This is a genomic window from Candidatus Poriferisocius sp., from assembly GCF_965204145.1.
Classification (GTDB): domain Bacteria; phylum Actinomycetota; class Acidimicrobiia; order Acidimicrobiales; family Bin134; genus Poriferisocius.
The window spans coordinates 3,334,789-3,348,486 of record NZ_OZ241977.1; the positions used below are offsets into that span (position 1 = coordinate 3,334,789).

The window sequence follows — 13,698 nt, forward strand, 5'->3', positions numbered from 1 at the left end:
CGGCGTTTTCTACGGGCCAAGACGTACTTAGGGGGCGGGCACCATGGCTGCGGCGATAACCCCGGGGCCCGCGTGGGTGCCCACAACCGGCCCGATGAGGGCCACGGTCAGGGGGTTCTGAGCGGGGGATTCGCCCAGGCTGGCCACAAACGAGTCGATGTCATCGGCCGCACCATGGGCAACGGCCAAGTGCTCCAAGTCCCCGGCTTCGGCCACTTGCGCGGCGAGCCAGTTTCGGGCCTTGCCCCTGGTTCGCTGCTTGCCCGCTTCTTCCACGACACCGGAGGTGAGGTCCAGGCAGGGTTTGATCGACAGGGCGCTGCCCAAAAGAGCCTGTGCGGTGCCGATGCGCCCGCCCTTCTTGAGGTTGTCCAGCGTGTCCAGCACGGCATAGATGAAGACCCGGTCTTTCATCTCGGCCAATTGGGCTTGGATTTCATCCGCGCTGCACCCGGTCTCCGCGGCGGCGGCCGCAGCCTTCACCATGACCCCTAGGCCCACCGACACTTTGCCGGAGTCCACTACCCGGACGTCGACTTCGCCTTCCAAAGCCCGGGCCGCGGACTGAGCTGACTCCCCGGTGGCCGACAGGGCGAACGACAGGTTCACGCACACCACTGCCTCGGCCCCGCCCTCGGCCAACCCCCGGAATGCGGCTTCGAACGCGCCGGGAGCCGGAGCGGCAGTGGACGGCAGATCGTCGCTGGCGGCCATCTTCTCGTAGAAGTTCTCCGCCGACAGGCCGACTCCGTCGGTGAACTCCTCGTCGCCGAAGCGGATGGTGAGCGGGACCACGGTGATCTGGTAGCGCGCGATGTCGGCGGCGCTGAGGTCGCAGGAACTGTCGGTGACTATTCGAACGGTCATGGCGCGACACTACTTTTTTGCGGCTCGGATTTGGAGCGATGACGGGACCACCAGTTTCGAGCCCACCACAGCATCAGGATGGCCAGCGCGGCGACGGCGATCCCCACCCCGGTTCCTGAGAGCGACGTTGCCCGCACTGTCAGCTGGGATTCGCCCAACGCCAAGAGCCCGGTGGGGGAGTTGACCTTGATCTCCAGCACGGCATCGCCCGACGTTTTGACCTGGACGGGCACCTGGACCTGGTTCACGCCGGGGGAGAGCCGCCAGATCAGAGAGTCCCCGTTGGGGAAGTCCAGCTTGTCGCTGTTGAGGTCCAGTCGCACGGTGACATCGTGGTCGAGGTTGTTGCGAATGAGCATGGGGATGCTCTCCGATCGGCTGGTCAGGGTGACCCGCTGGCGGCTGGGGGGTTGGATGGCGGCCACGGTGTCCCGCACGGTCTGGGCCACCACTGCCAGATAGGCGTCTCGCTCGGTCTCGGTCAGCCCGTAGGTGCCGGACAGGAGCAGGGCCCGGTCCAAGGTCTCGATCAGCTCCCGTTCGGGGGTGCCGACGGTGGCGATGGGGTTGACCATGTTCTGGTAGGACTGGGCGATGCGCTGGCCGTCGCTCAAGGCCGCCTCGTAGTCCTCCCCGAATCCGTTCTCTTCAGCGGGGCGCACCTGTCGGAGGACTTCGGGCTTGAGGCTGTCAACAAAGGTGGCAGGATCGACGGGCGAGAGGATCGGAGCGGCGCTGATCTCGTCCAGCAGCACCCCAAGACCAGTCGAGCCGGGGAGTGCGTCCAGCGGCGGGGCCAACACGATCCCCCGGAGCTGCTGGGGGTCTTCAAACCAGCGGACGGCCAGATCGGCCAACACCAGATAGGGGGCGGCGTCGGTGCTATCGGCCCGGGTGAAGTGAGCCGTTGCCGTGCTGTCGATGGCCACCGCCTTCATCGGGTCGTCGAGGGCGGGCAGCAAAAATGAAGTCCTGGCCGATGTGCTGACCAACTCGTCAGCCGGGTCGAGCAGGGCTTCGGGCACTAGCACCAGCTCGACTCGTTCCCGTTGAAGCCGATAGAGCAATTCGGGGGAGGCCGAGGTGGTCAGCACCATGATGGTGCGATCGGTCTGAGCGCGGAGGAACTGGTCCAGCACCGCGGCCCCCGCCTCGATCTGCCAGCCGATCTGGAGGCTGAGGTCTTGGTCGATCCACGCATCGCTGTCCAGGGGAACGTAGGTGTTGCTGGTGATCTGCCGATTGCTCGCGGCCTGTTGGAGTCGGGTCAAGAGCATGGCGTGCTCGGGACGCTCGCTAATGGCCAGGGCGTCAACCAAGTGGGGATCAACAGAAACGGCGGCCAGAGGTTGGGGGCGAACTCGGGGGTCGAATACGTCTGCCAGTGTCTCCAGGCCTTCGCTGGTGGTTCCCAGATCCACGCTGCCATCCGGGCTGACGGCTGGGGGCCCGCTCACCGAGAGCACCGTGCTCACCAGTAGAGGAGGCTGGTTGGAGTCGGGCTGGGGGGTGCGGACCAGGAAGGTGTGGACGGAGCCCAATCGAATGCCCTCGGGACTCCGGAGAACAAGGCTCAACGGGTACACGCCTTCGGCGGGCAGTGAGAGGAGCGGCCCGGTCGCTCCTGTCTGCTGCCCGGTGGTGGCCACCTGCAACGAGGCGATTCCGTTGACGTCGGGCTCAGGGACGGCCAAACGGGAAATCTGGTGCAGAACCAATCCGGTGGAGGGATCGGCCAGTCGGTCCAGAAAAGCCGATCGCGACCGGATGGGCAGACCGACGTCGATATCCACTGTGGATCCGTCAGGGGCGCCGAGCAGCCGGAGGGAAACTCGGAAAACGTCCTCCTCGGCGATCCACATGCTTTGGCTGACCAGCTCGAGGCTAGGAGGGTCTTCTTCCGGGCGTGCATCGCCGTCTTGGGCAGTTGCAGCGGGAAGCCAGAAGGCGGGCGCAGCGATCAGAACCATGGCCGCGATCAGGCCCACTGCCCCACGGGCCGGCCATCGGCTTCCCGAATCTCTCGGGCGGGGCTCACTGCCCAAGGCGCAGTTCCAGTACTTGCAGGCCGGGAGGAACTTGCTCGAAGCCCAGGCGCCCATAGAGCCGCAGCGCCCTTGTGTTGTGCTGGGGGGTGTTGACCCAGGCGTGGGTTGCGCCCCAGCGGGCCATCCACCTCAGCCCGTCGATAATGAGGGCGGCTCCGGCTCCCTGTCCCTGTTGGTCGGGCGAGATTGCCAAGCGCTGGAGATAGCCGGCCGGGCCGCTGCGCCCGGAGATGGCATATCCGGTCAATCCAGTATCGGCGTCTTGGTGGGATACTCGAAAATGCCTGAAGGGAGTGGCCCGCAAAGCGTCGGTCAACCCGGCCTGGTCCAGCTGCCAAAGGGGCTCGAATGCGGCATGGTCAACCGCGAGCACCGAGGGTCGGTCGCGTCGGCGGGCCCTTCGAATGGCGATACTGCCATTTCGATGGGGAGAGTTGTCTTGAAGCGGGCGAGCTTGGATCGGCCGGGACAGCAAGGCGAGCTGCTGGCGGGGTTCGAATCCGGCTCGAATGAATGGCTCTGATTCCAGGTGCGACAGTGCCGAAGTCCGCAGGCGCTGGTATCCCCGCGCGATAGCGGTTTCGACCGCCGCGGCTGCGGTGGACTCGGACACCGCTTTGCCCGGGATCAGCAGGATGAGCAGGCCCGTCCCCGCCTCGCCGGCCCAAGGCCTGAGCCGCAGACGATCTTGCCCGAGTCGGAGCGTCACAGATTTCTGCCCCGATCGTCGGCCCAACATGCCACTGAGGCTAGTGGTCACGTTTTGGAACGGCTGTGCGGTGTTGGAGTGCGGAGGCGGGGGTACCGTGGGGTCGTGTCGGTTCTGTGGATTACCGATGACCGCTTTCTCGACCACGACACCGGGCGTTCCCATCCGGAGCGGCCTTCCCGGCTGCGCGCCGTGATCGATGGGGTGTGGCAGGCCGAGCTCGCCGACGCGCTGGTCCCGACCGAGCCCCGGATGGCCACCGACTCTGAGCTGCTGTCTGTCCACCATCCTTCGGTGCTCGACTCAGTTCACCGGGTGGCGAACGCCGGGGGCGGCCGGCTGGACCCCGACACCGTGCTGTCCGCCGAGTCGGAGGCGGCGGGCCGTCTGGCCGCAGGGGCGGGATTGACGGCGGTTGAGGCCTTGGACAACGGGCTGGCCGATGCCGCATTCTGCGCAGTTCGCCCACCGGGCCATCACGCCACGCCGGTCCGGTCGATGGGCTTCTGCATGTTCAACAGTGCGGCGGTCTGCGCGCAGTCGCTGGCTGATCGGGGTGAGCGGGTGCTGGTGGTGGACTACGACGCCCACCACGGGAACGGCACCCAAGACATTTTCTGGGAAGACAGCCGGGTGATGTACGTGTCGTGGCACCAGTACCCGTTCTATCCGGGGACCGGCGGCCTGCTGGAGCGAGGCGCGGGGGCAGGTGTGGGCACCACCATCAACCTGCCGATGCCCATGGGAGCGACCGGCGACGTCTATCTCCGAGGATGGGAAGAGGCCGTGCTGCCCGCGGTGGAAGCCTTCGTACCTGATTGGCTGGTGCTCTCAGCGGGATTCGACGCCCACCGAGCCGATCCACTCACCAACTTGGGCTTGGCCGCCGGGGATTTCGCCGACCTCACCGATGCGGTCATTCAGACGGTTCCTCCTGGTCGGCGCATTGCCTTTTTGGAGGGTGGCTACGACTTGGATGCCTTGGCCGACTGTGCCGCCGCCGCAGTGGCCTCGTTGGCCGGCACAGCCTGGCGACCGGAGCCGGCCACCGGAGGCGGGCCGGGCGCGGAGGTGGCCGCGGCGGCGGCCGCGCTGTTGCCGTGAGCCTCAACCGTCTGGCCCCCGTCCGGGAAGAGGCCCGAGAGTTGGCGGCGCGGTTTGCCGCCGACGGCTACCGGATCTATCTGGTGGGTGGGATTGTGCGTGACGCGATGCGGGATCGACCGCTGGACACCGCCTTCGACCTGGATCTCACCACCGACGCCCAGCCAGATGCGGTGAAGTCGATCTTGGAAGAGTGGGCCGACACTCTGTGGACTCAGGGGGAGCGGTTCGGCACCATCGGCGCCCGCCGGGGCGACCGCCGGGTTGAGGTCACCACCCACCGCACCGAGCGATACCTGCCCGACTCTCGCAAGCCCGAAGTGGCTTTCGCCGATGCCATCGAAGCCGATCTCTCCCGCCGCGATTTCACCATCAACGCCATGGCCGTCGAGCTGCCCGACGGCGAGTTGGTGGATCCCTTTGGCGGGGCATCCGACTTGGAGGCTGGGCGCCTCCACACTCCGCTTGACCCGGAGGAAACGTTCAGCGACGACCCCCTCCGCATGTTGCGGGCGGCCCGCTTCTTGGCGCAGTTCGACCTGACCGCGGATACGAACTTGGTAGCCGCCATGGCTGCTATGGCCGACCGGCTCAGCATTGTGGCCGACGAGCGGATACGCGACGAGCTGGACCGGCTCCTCGCACTACCCGACCCCGGTCTGGGCTTCAAGCTGCTCTTTGAGACCGGTCTAGGCGAACGGGTGTTGGGACCGGTGGGCGATGGCAATGCGGCGGTGGCTCTTCTTCGCAAGGTCGGTGATGATCCAGTTGCCCGCTTGGCCGCGCTGATGGCTGATGCCGGAACGCCTTCCGATGTGCGGTCGGCGCTGTCAGAGCGACGAGCAACCTCTGCGGTCAGCCGTGCAGTGTTTGCCGTGTTGACCGCGGCGCGCCAAGCCGTCGACCATCCACCCGCATCCCTTTCTGAACTGCGCCGCTGGGTGGTTGATGCTGACCCTCATTTGCACCAAGCAGTGATGTTGGCGACAGCCTTGGGCGCAGAGGCTTCGTTGGTTCCCGATGTGGCTGCCCTCATGCAGTCCGAGACCGACCTCCTCGGTCCCCCGGTGCTGGATGGTGAGGAGATCATGGCCCTTCTCGGCCTCGACCCCGGCCCCGACGTGGGAAGAGCGGTCGACGAGTTACGCCGCCATCGTCTCGACTCCGGCCCCCTCACTCCCGAGGAGGCCCGCACCCACCTTTTGAGGTGGCGTTCTAGATGACCTCGCCTCGGGCGTAGGCCTCGACCATCTCGCGGGCGGCCTCGTCGCGGTACTGGATGGGGGGGCTCTTCATGAAGTAGGCCGACGGGCCGAGCAGGGGGCCGCCGACGCCGTGGTCCAAGCCGAGCTTGGCGCAGCGCAAGGCGTCGATGATGACGCCGGCGGAGTTGGGAGAGTCCACTACTTCCAGCTTGAGGTCGATGTTGAGGGGCACGTCGCCGAAGCCCCGGCCCTCGAGGCGGATGTGGGCCCACTTCCGGTCTTCCAGCCAGGGCACATGGTCGCTGGGGCCGATGTGTACGTCATCGGCGGCGATGCCCTTGTCGAGCTGGCTGGTGACCGACTGCGTCTTGGAGATCTTCTTGGACACCAGCCGGGACCGCTCCAGCATGTTCATGAAGTCCATGTTCCCGCCGAAGTTGAGCTGGTAGGTGCGATCCAGCTCAACGCCTCGATCCTCGTAGAGGCGGGCCAAGGTGCGGTGCAAGATGGTGGCGCCCACCTGGCTTTTGATGTCGTCGCCCACCACGGGCACGCCGGCTTCGGTGAAGCGCCGGGCCCACTCCGGGTCGGAGGCGATGAACACTGGGATGGCGTTCACGAAGGCCACGCCGGCCTCCAAGCAGCACTCGGCGTAGTAGCGCTGGGCCTCCTCGGATCCCACCGGCAGATAGGAGATGAGCACGTCGGCACCAGCCCCCCGCAGCGCCTCGGCCACGTCCACCGGCTCGGCTGGGGACTCCTCGCACTGGGTTCGGTAGTACTCGCCGAACCCGTCCAGGGTGGGGGCCCGCTGCACCCGCACGCCTAGATCGGGCACGTCGCAGAACTGCACGGTGTTGTTGGGCTCGGCCCCGATGGCCTTGCCCAGGTCGAGACCGACCTTGGAGGCGTCCACGTCGAAAGCCGCCACCGGCACCACGTCGTTGATGTGATAGCCCCCCAGCACCACGTGCATGAGGCCGGGGACCTGGTCGTCGGGCTCGGAGTCGGCGTAGTAGTACAGCCCCTGCACCAGAGAACTGGCGCAGTTGCCGACACCGGCGATTGCAATGCGGATGGGATTGCTCATAGCGGTTGCCCTCCTTGGGCGAAATCGGATCGATCGGCGCTGATCATGGGTCGGTCGGTTCGGGACTCGGCCGGTTGTCGCGCTCGTCGGCGATCAGCCGGTCGAGCCAAACCAGGTCGTGTTCCCGGCGCTCCTGGTCCCTCTGGAACAGGGAGCGCACATAGGGATCGTTGGAATGAACGGGATCGCGGCGGGCCATGGCTTGCAGGCTGACCAAGTGGGCTCGGCGCAACTCGAAGAGCGCCAGACGCCGGTCGGAGGGAAGGAAGCGGCAAAAGGCAAGTTGCAAGCGGAAGCGCCGCTCGTTGTTGGCATCCTCTTGCAACAGCTCCAGCAGGTGATCTTCGCCGGCTTCGGTGATCTGGTACACCTTGCGGGTTCGGCCTGATTTGGACCGCGTGCTGCGCTTCTTGCTCCGGCGAGCATTCTCCTCAGAGGTCTGGTCATCGGTGACGAGCTCGGGGGCCACGGCGGTGGAGCTCACCCAGCCACGCCGCTCCAAGCGGGCCAAGGCGGGATAGAGTGCGCCGTAGGAATTGGCGTATCCGCCGACCAGAGACTTGAGGCGCTTGTTCAGCTCATAGCCGTGGAGGTCGCCCTCCTTGAGCAGTCCGAGCACCGCGAGATCCAACATTGGATCGCGATTATATCGAAACGCTATATCAGGTCAACTTGTTGGTGCGCGATAAAGGTGTCGGTCGTCAGTCGAACAAGGCTACTGAAGGATCTTCTGGGCCGCGGATTGATCGGGGATCGTGGGGGTCGGGGTTGGCGTTGGGCACGGTTACGGAGTGGTCGGTGATGTAGTTGCGGTGGTCGATGGCCCATTTGCCGTCTCGGCGGGACCACTGGTCGACATAGCGCCCTCGGGTGAAGATGTCGGCCGTGTCGGGGCCATCGCCGAAGGGCAGGGTCCGCAGCGCCACCGTCACGTAGGCCTCGCTCACTGCTCGATCCTCGTCCACTTGGATCAACACGTTGGTGATCTGATGGGAATGGGTGGACATTCCGGCGTGAGCGGTCCAGACCCAGTCCACGAATTCGTGACCGGTGCCCTGGAAGATGTCCTCGCCGTAGTCGGCGGTTCCATCGGGATGCCACACCGCGTAGGCCGCCGGTTTGTCCATCCGGTCGAGGGCCCGGCAATAGCCGTAGATCACCTCGGTGATGGCCTGCTTGGCCGCCATGGTTTCAAGAACATCCGCGCTGATGGGGTCAGTCATAAGCCCATTCTCTATCGTTTCGCCCATGTCAGACCTCATCATCCGCGGCGGCAATCTGATTGACGGAGTCGGAAACCCGGTCCGACCTGCCGATGTGCGCATCAAAGGGGGCGTCATCACCGAGGTGGGCCCGAGCCTGGCCCCCGACGGCGAGAGCGAACTGGATGCCGGCGGCTGCTACGTATCCCCCGGGTTCATCGACTCCCACACCCACTTGGACCCGTCCATGTTCTGGGACCGGGGTTGCGACCCCATGCCCCAGCACGGGGTGACCACCGCGCTGATCGGCAACTGCTCGCTGTCGCTGGCCCCGGCCAAGGCCGAGAATCTCGACGAGCTCATCGACGTGTTCTGCTACATCGAGGACATGCCGATCGCCGATTTCGAGTCGGGCATTCCCTGGTCATGGGGGTCGTGGCGCCAATACCGGGATGCCATGAACGAGGGTGGGATCGCCCTGAACATGGCCTCGCTGATCGGCCATTCCATGCTGCGCATCTACGTGATGGGTGATGATGCCTGGACCCGGGAGGCCACCGAGGAGGAGATCGCCGCCATGGCCGCCGAGATGGCCGATGCCATGGAGGCGGGCTGCTACGGATTCAGCACCTCGTTCTTCGACTTGGACCGCCGCAGCCGTCCGGTGCCCAGCCGGCTGGCTTGCGATGGGGAGCTGAGCGCGTTGGCCGATGCGCTGGCTGCCGCGGGCCACGGCGTGGTGGAGTTCATCCCCAACCTCACCGGCGAGGATCCCGAAGCCGACATCCGCCGGATGGCCAAGGTGCTCGGACCCCGGGGGGTGACCTCCATCTGGAACGGGGTTTCCCACAGCGACATGGCCCCGCACCGCCCGGACGAGTACATGGCGTTCACCCAGGCGATTCGGGATGAGGGCTGCGATATGTGGCCCATCTCCTCGCCCCGCACCGTGGACCTCAACGTGAGCTGGGACCAGACCATGGTGTTCATGATGCTGCCCAAGGGGTGGAACCAGATCATGGGAGTGGCAGGCGAAGCCCGACGGGAGATGCTGGCCGATCCTGGCTGGCGGGAGATCGCCCGCAACGAGTGGGACGCCACCGAGAAGTCGCTGTTCCCCATCAATCGGCCCGACTTTGCTCGGTTCACCTCGGTGACCCGCTCCGAAAACGAGAGTTGGCTGGGGCGCTCGCTGGCCGAGTTGACAGAGGCTCGGGGCGGTCACCCCTCGGATGTGTTCGCCGACTGGATTCTGGAGAACGATTTGGAGCCCGGCGTGGTGGCCATGGGGGTGAGCAACAGCAACATTGACGCCGTAGCCCAGATGATTGCCGACGATCGCTGTCTGATCAGCGCCTCCGATGCCGGGGCCCACGTGCAGATGATGTGCGCCGCGGGCGATACCACCTTGCTGTTGACCCGCCATGTGCGCGAGCGGGGCGATCTCGAACTTGAGCAGGCGGTTTATGAGATCACCGGCCGCCAAGCGGAGATCTTGGGGTTCAACGACCGGGGTCGCCTGCTGCCCGGCTATGCCGGCGACGTCACGGTGTTCGACTTGGACGAGCTCTCCTGGGACACCGACGGGTTTGTGTCCGACCTGCCCTCGGGCGCTCCTCGCTTGCGACGGCCCTCCGGCGGCTACCGGGCCACCGCGGTCAACGGAGTGCTCACCCAGGTGGAAGGCTCGCTCACCGGCGCCAACCCCGGCGCGGTGCTCGACGCCAACACCCCGGCGCCCTGAGCCCGACCGCTAGGACGTCGCGGCGATCTTAAGGGGGAACAGCTCCGCCACGCGGTGAAAATCCTGATCCGCGGTCAAGATCTCTGATCCGGTACGCAGCGCGATGTTGGCGATCATGCAGACGATGTATCCCGGTGGGGTGACGCCGTTGGCCCGGCAGACCCGGTTGATGCGAGCCGCGCCCTCGAAATCGGCCACATGGTCCACCGAGACCCAGGACACCGATGTCAGCAGGTTGTAGAGCTGTTGGTGGCTCTGGGTGTCTTTGGCCCCTCCCAGCACCTCCATCAGCACCGGTTCGGTGACGGCCACATTCTGGCCGCCCTCGGCGATGAGCTCGACCAGCTTTCGGTGGGCAGAGGAATCGGTGCCCCGGTCGAACTCCATCCACGCTGAGGTATCGGCGAGGATCACCCGACGGTATCGATGGGCTGAATGCCGGTATCGGGCGGTATCTCGCCGATGAGCTGTGCTCCCTGCATCGACAGCATCTCGTTAGTGGTTAGGGGCTGGCCGGCCGAATGGCGAAGGGCGAGATGGACGGCCTCGGTCTTGGTGCGCACTCCATAGCGGCGCATGACGATGTCGATGAGCCGGTCGTCGATCTCAATATTGGTACGGGTTCGGTCGTCCACGACCCCATATTACACCTAACAGGTGTAAGAGGTGTGGCTTAGGTGTAACGAACTCAATAATCCTTGCCTTTGGAGGCGTTGTGGGCGCCCCAGCCGTCGGGGATGTAGCCGTCCATGGTCACCGAGCGCTCGATAAACAGCCAGCGGCCGTCCACCACCCCATATCGGTCGATATAGCGACCCCAGTGGTCAAGGCCGTGCTCCATGATCACGTGGTAATAGCAGCGTCCCTTGGCCTCGGTGGGCGAGATGATGTCGATCTGGTGGGTGGCGGTGTGGTGGCGGATGTACTTGGGGGTGCCACCGCCGATGTCGGACAAGGTGTCCTGGGCGCCGGTGAAGATGGTGCGGATCTCGTCGATGCCGTATTTGTCGGGCTGCGTCGGCGTCCGCATGATGGCGTCGGGGGCGAACAGATCCATCACTTGGTCGAAGCGGCCCGAGTCGCCGTTGGCGTTGTACCGGGCCACCAGGTCCCGGATCGACTCCCGAGCGATCAATTCCCACTGCTCCATGGCCCGACGGTACATCGTCTCGGGGCGCTGTGGGCCGTTAGGGTGCTGGCGTGACGATCTCAGACAGAGCGCCGGTGTTGGTGGGGGTGGGGACGGCGACCCAGCGGCTAGACGACCCCACCGAGGCAAAAGAGGCGGTGGCGCTGATGGCCGAGGCGCTGGCGGTGGCGGCCGATGATGCTGGGGCTGGCGGGTTGATCGACCGCCTCGACCAGGTGAGGGCAACCAAGGGCCTTTGGAGCTACACCGATCCGGCTCGCTGGGTGGCCGATGCCGTGGGGGCGACGCAGGCCCGCAGCTATCTGGCCGACGTGGGCATCCCTCAGACCGCGGTGATGGGCGATGCTGCGGCCTCTATCGCATCGGGCTCAGCCGACGTGGTGGCCGTTGTGGGCGGAGAGGCCAAGTACCGGGGCTTGCGGGCGTCGATCACCGGTATCGATGCACCCGACACCGACCAAGGAGGGGCCGAGCCCGACGACTTCGTCACTCCCCATGGGACGATCATCAGCCAGGCGGAGATCGACCTCAGGCTGGTGATGGCCACCCACCACTACGCCATGATCGAGAACGCCCGCCGGTTTGCCGACGGCCAGACCATCGAAGATCACCGCGACACGGTGGCCGGGCTGTGGGCTCGCTTCGCCCAAATTGCCGCGGCCAACCCCGACGCCTGGTTCCGAGACGGACTCGACGCCGCGGCCATCGCCACCCCGGACGACGGCAACCGGATGCTGGCCTGGCCGTACACCAAGTGGCACAACTCCCAATGGAACGTGGACCAGGCCGCCGCGCTGATCTTCTGCTCGGCGGGAACTGCTCGGGCACTGGGCATCTCGCCGGATCGCTGGGTGTTCCCCTGGGCCGCCGCCGAGTCTAACCACATGGTGCCGGTGAGCGAGCGGCCCGAGCTCCACCGCAGTCCGGGCTTCGCCCATGCCGGGCGGGCAGTGGGCGGCCACACCGGGATTGCGCCGGCCGAAGCCGACCATGTGGATCTGTACTCCTGCTTCCCCATCGCGGTCCGCACCCAGGCGCTGGAACTGGGCCTCGACCTGGGCCGAGATCTGACTGTGACCGGGGGCATGACCTGGGCTGGCGGGCCGCTCAACAACTACGTGATCCAGGCGGCGGCGAAGCTGGCCCAGGTGCTGCGGGCTGATCCCGGTTCAACCGGGCTGCTCACTTCGATCAGCGGCATGATCACCAAGCAGGGCACCAGCGTGTGGTCGACCGAGCCCCCGGCGAAGCCGTTTGCCAATATTGACGTGACCGACGCAGTAGCCGCCGAGCTCCAGCCCAAGCCCTATCGCACCGGCGACAACGAGCAGGCCGAAGTGGTGTCCTACACCGTGATCTGGGGCCGTGAGGGTCCGGAGCGGGCGGTGGCCATCGGCGAGTTCCCCGACGGCGCCCGGACTCTACTCGTCTCCGCCGCCCCCGCCGTCATGGCCGCCGTCGTCGCCGGGGAGTTCTGCGGGCGCAGCGTCATCGCCGGTGCCGACGGGTCGTTCACGCCCACCGACTGAGTCGGGCGAGCGCGGCTCGGCGTTGTCGCTCTCGTTGCGGATCCACACGGTGCGCTGGGGGAAGGGAATCTCGATGCCGGCCTCGTCGAAGGCCTTCTTGATGCGGGCCCGGAGCACGCGTCCAACCCCCCACTGCTCGCTGGGGTCGGTCTTGACCACCAGGCGGATGACCACCGCGTCGTTGCCCAGTTCTTGAACCCCCCACACCGAGGGCTCCTCCAGGATGGTGAGGTCTGGGTTGTTCTCCCGCCACAGCTCGTCGGCCACCGCCTTCATGATCTCGCTGGCCTGATCGATGTCGGTGTCGTAGCTAACCCCGATGTCCAGGATGGCCCGCGACCACAGTTGCGAGTGGTTGGCCGTGCGGTGGATCTCCCCGTTGGGCACGGTCCACACCACGCCGCTGACGTCTCGCAAGGTGGTGGTGCGCAGGCTGACCTTCTCGATGGTTCCCGAAGTGTCGCCCACATCCACCACGTCGCCCACTCCGAACTGGTCCTCGATCAGGATGAACATTCCGGCCAGGAAATCCCGCACCAGCGACTGAGCCCCGAAGCCCACCGCCAAACCGGCGATACCGGCACCGGCGATCAGGGGGGCCAAGTCGATGTTGAGCTCGCTCAAGCACAGGAGCGCAGCCACCGCCAGGATCAGGGCAGTGGCCAGGCTCTTCAGCACGGCGGCGATGGTCTCGATCCGCTGGGAGCTGCGCACTTGGCGCTCTTGGATTCGGTTGATGGCCTTGGCCGCCCGAGCGCCGAAGTCCAATTTGCTGGCGCTCTCCAACTGCTCTTCGGTATCGGTCTCGGCCTGGTTCACTAGTCGGCCCACTGCCCGCTCGATCACCTTGTGGACGATCTTCTTGATGATCCAGGCCACCAGCAGGATGAGGATGATCCGAAGGGGCCGCTCCACCACCCAGCCGATGATCTCGGCCAGCCGCTCATTCTGGGTGTTGTCGAAGACCAGCTCGCAGAAGAATCCGGGATCGGGACCGCAGGCGTCGGTGACGGTTGCCGCAGGAACTACCAGAGCCATCGGCTCAGCGTA

General features: G+C 66.0%; 14 protein-coding genes. 4 read left to right on the plus strand and 10 right to left on the minus strand.

Translation table 11 applies throughout. The features are described from left to right. Positions 1-27 precede the first annotated feature (27 nt). The 3 genes from ACOGI7_RS15635 to ACOGI7_RS15645 are packed head-to-tail and all read right to left on the minus strand — an operon-like array spanning position 28 to position 3,624. The gene (locus ACOGI7_RS15635; RefSeq protein ID WP_419849663.1) at positions 28-867 is read right to left on the minus strand and encodes a DegV family protein; all 840 of its coding nucleotides are present in this window, start codon (positions 865-867) and stop codon (positions 28-30) included. Next, positions 864-2,855, minus strand: a complete 1,992-nt coding sequence (locus tag ACOGI7_RS15640; RefSeq protein ID WP_419849664.1) for a DUF6049 family protein — start codon at positions 2,853-2,855, stop codon at positions 864-866. Before ACOGI7_RS15640 ends, ACOGI7_RS15635 begins: the two co-directional genes overlap by 4 nt. A 46-nt stretch (positions 2,856-2,901) precedes the next feature. Next, positions 2,902-3,624, minus strand: coding sequence for a GNAT family N-acetyltransferase (locus ACOGI7_RS15645; protein WP_419849665.1), 723 nt, complete (start codon positions 3,622-3,624; stop codon positions 2,902-2,904). Between the two features lie 105 nt (positions 3,625-3,729). On the opposite strand from ACOGI7_RS15645, the gene ACOGI7_RS15650 reads away from it, so the two are divergent. Next, entirely contained in the window at positions 3,730-4,728 is a 999-nt protein-coding gene (locus ACOGI7_RS15650) for a histone deacetylase (protein WP_419849666.1), read from the plus strand. Beyond that, positions 4,725-5,951 (plus strand): CCA tRNA nucleotidyltransferase, encoded by a 1,227-nt coding sequence (locus tag ACOGI7_RS15655; RefSeq protein ID WP_419849667.1) that lies wholly within the window; start codon positions 4,725-4,727, stop codon positions 5,949-5,951. Before ACOGI7_RS15650 ends, ACOGI7_RS15655 begins: the two co-directional genes overlap by 4 nt. On the opposite strand, the gene ACOGI7_RS15660 is transcribed toward ACOGI7_RS15655, so the two are convergent. From ACOGI7_RS15660 to ACOGI7_RS15670, 3 genes are all read right to left on the minus strand, one after another. Continuing rightward, positions 5,944-7,023 carry an inositol-3-phosphate synthase gene (locus ACOGI7_RS15660; protein ID WP_419849668.1) on the minus strand — a complete coding sequence of 360 codons (1,080 nt, stop codon included), beginning with the start codon at positions 7,021-7,023 and terminating at the stop codon, positions 5,944-5,946. The two genes, ACOGI7_RS15655 and ACOGI7_RS15660, sit on opposite strands and share 8 nt — an antisense overlap. Before the next feature lie 43 nt (positions 7,024-7,066). After that, on the minus strand, positions 7,067-7,657 hold the full coding sequence (locus ACOGI7_RS15665) for a PadR family transcriptional regulator (protein WP_419849669.1): 591 nt from the start codon (positions 7,655-7,657) through the stop codon (positions 7,067-7,069). A 67-nt stretch (positions 7,658-7,724) separates the two neighbouring features. Then, complete coding sequence (locus tag ACOGI7_RS15670; RefSeq protein WP_419849670.1) at positions 7,725-8,246, minus strand: nuclear transport factor 2 family protein; 522 nt, start codon at positions 8,244-8,246, stop codon at positions 7,725-7,727. A 25-nt stretch (positions 8,247-8,271) separates the two neighbouring features. Here ACOGI7_RS15670 and ACOGI7_RS15675 point away from each other — a divergent pair, with 25 nt between their 5' ends. Then, positions 8,272-9,969 (plus strand): N-acyl-D-amino-acid deacylase family protein, encoded by a 1,698-nt coding sequence (locus ACOGI7_RS15675; protein WP_419849671.1) that lies wholly within the window; start codon positions 8,272-8,274, stop codon positions 9,967-9,969. Positions 9,970-9,978: 9 nt separating this feature from the next. Here the strand turns inward: ACOGI7_RS15675 and ACOGI7_RS15680 are convergent, their stop codons facing one another. From ACOGI7_RS15680 to ACOGI7_RS15690, 3 genes are read right to left on the minus strand one after another with little or no spacing between them, the layout of a single operon-like run. Further along, the gene (locus ACOGI7_RS15680) at positions 9,979-10,383 is read right to left on the minus strand and encodes a PIN domain nuclease (RefSeq protein ID WP_419849672.1); all 405 of its coding nucleotides are present in this window, start codon (positions 10,381-10,383) and stop codon (positions 9,979-9,981) included. Beyond that, positions 10,380-10,604: a type II toxin-antitoxin system VapB family antitoxin gene (locus tag ACOGI7_RS15685; RefSeq protein WP_419849673.1), complete on the minus strand. Its 225-nt coding sequence runs from the start codon at positions 10,602-10,604 to the stop codon at positions 10,380-10,382. Before ACOGI7_RS15685 ends, ACOGI7_RS15680 begins: the two co-directional genes overlap by 4 nt. A 53-nt stretch (positions 10,605-10,657) precedes the next feature. After that, entirely contained in the window at positions 10,658-11,119 is a 462-nt protein-coding gene (locus tag ACOGI7_RS15690; protein WP_419849674.1) for a nuclear transport factor 2 family protein, read from the minus strand. Between the two features lie 50 nt (positions 11,120-11,169). Between ACOGI7_RS15690 and ACOGI7_RS15695 the strand changes: the two genes are divergently transcribed. Next, complete coding sequence (locus tag ACOGI7_RS15695) at positions 11,170-12,648, plus strand: acetyl-CoA acetyltransferase (RefSeq protein WP_419849675.1); 1,479 nt, start codon at positions 11,170-11,172, stop codon at positions 12,646-12,648. Here the strand turns inward: ACOGI7_RS15695 and ACOGI7_RS15700 are convergent. Then, positions 12,541-13,686 (minus strand): mechanosensitive ion channel family protein, encoded by a 1,146-nt coding sequence (locus ACOGI7_RS15700; protein WP_419849676.1) that lies wholly within the window; start codon positions 13,684-13,686, stop codon positions 12,541-12,543. The two genes, ACOGI7_RS15695 and ACOGI7_RS15700, sit on opposite strands and share 108 nt — an antisense overlap. Positions 13,687-13,698 lie beyond the last annotated feature (12 nt).

Bases quoted from the DNA above. Each gene is read 5' to 3' on its own strand.
- ACOGI7_RS15690 (WP_419849674.1), bottom strand. From the start codon at position 11,119: ATGGAGCAGTGGGAATTGATCGCTCGGGAGTCGATCCGGGACCTGGTG.
- ACOGI7_RS15700 (WP_419849676.1), bottom strand. From the start codon at position 13,686: ATGGCTCTGGTAGTTCCTGCGGCAACCGTCACCGACGCCTGCGGTCCC.
- ACOGI7_RS15665 (WP_419849669.1), bottom strand. From the start codon at position 7,657: ATGTTGGATCTCGCGGTGCTCGGACTGCTCAAGGAGGGCGACCTCCAC.
- ACOGI7_RS15670 (WP_419849670.1), bottom strand. From the start codon at position 8,246: ATGACTGACCCCATCAGCGCGGATGTTCTTGAAACCATGGCGGCCAAG.
- ACOGI7_RS15675 (WP_419849671.1), top strand. From the start codon at position 8,272: ATGTCAGACCTCATCATCCGCGGCGGCAATCTGATTGACGGAGTCGGA.
- ACOGI7_RS15660 (WP_419849668.1), bottom strand. From the start codon at position 7,023: ATGAGCAATCCCATCCGCATTGCAATCGCCGGTGTCGGCAACTGCGCC.
- ACOGI7_RS15635 (WP_419849663.1), bottom strand. From the start codon at position 867: ATGACCGTTCGAATAGTCACCGACAGTTCCTGCGACCTCAGCGCCGCC.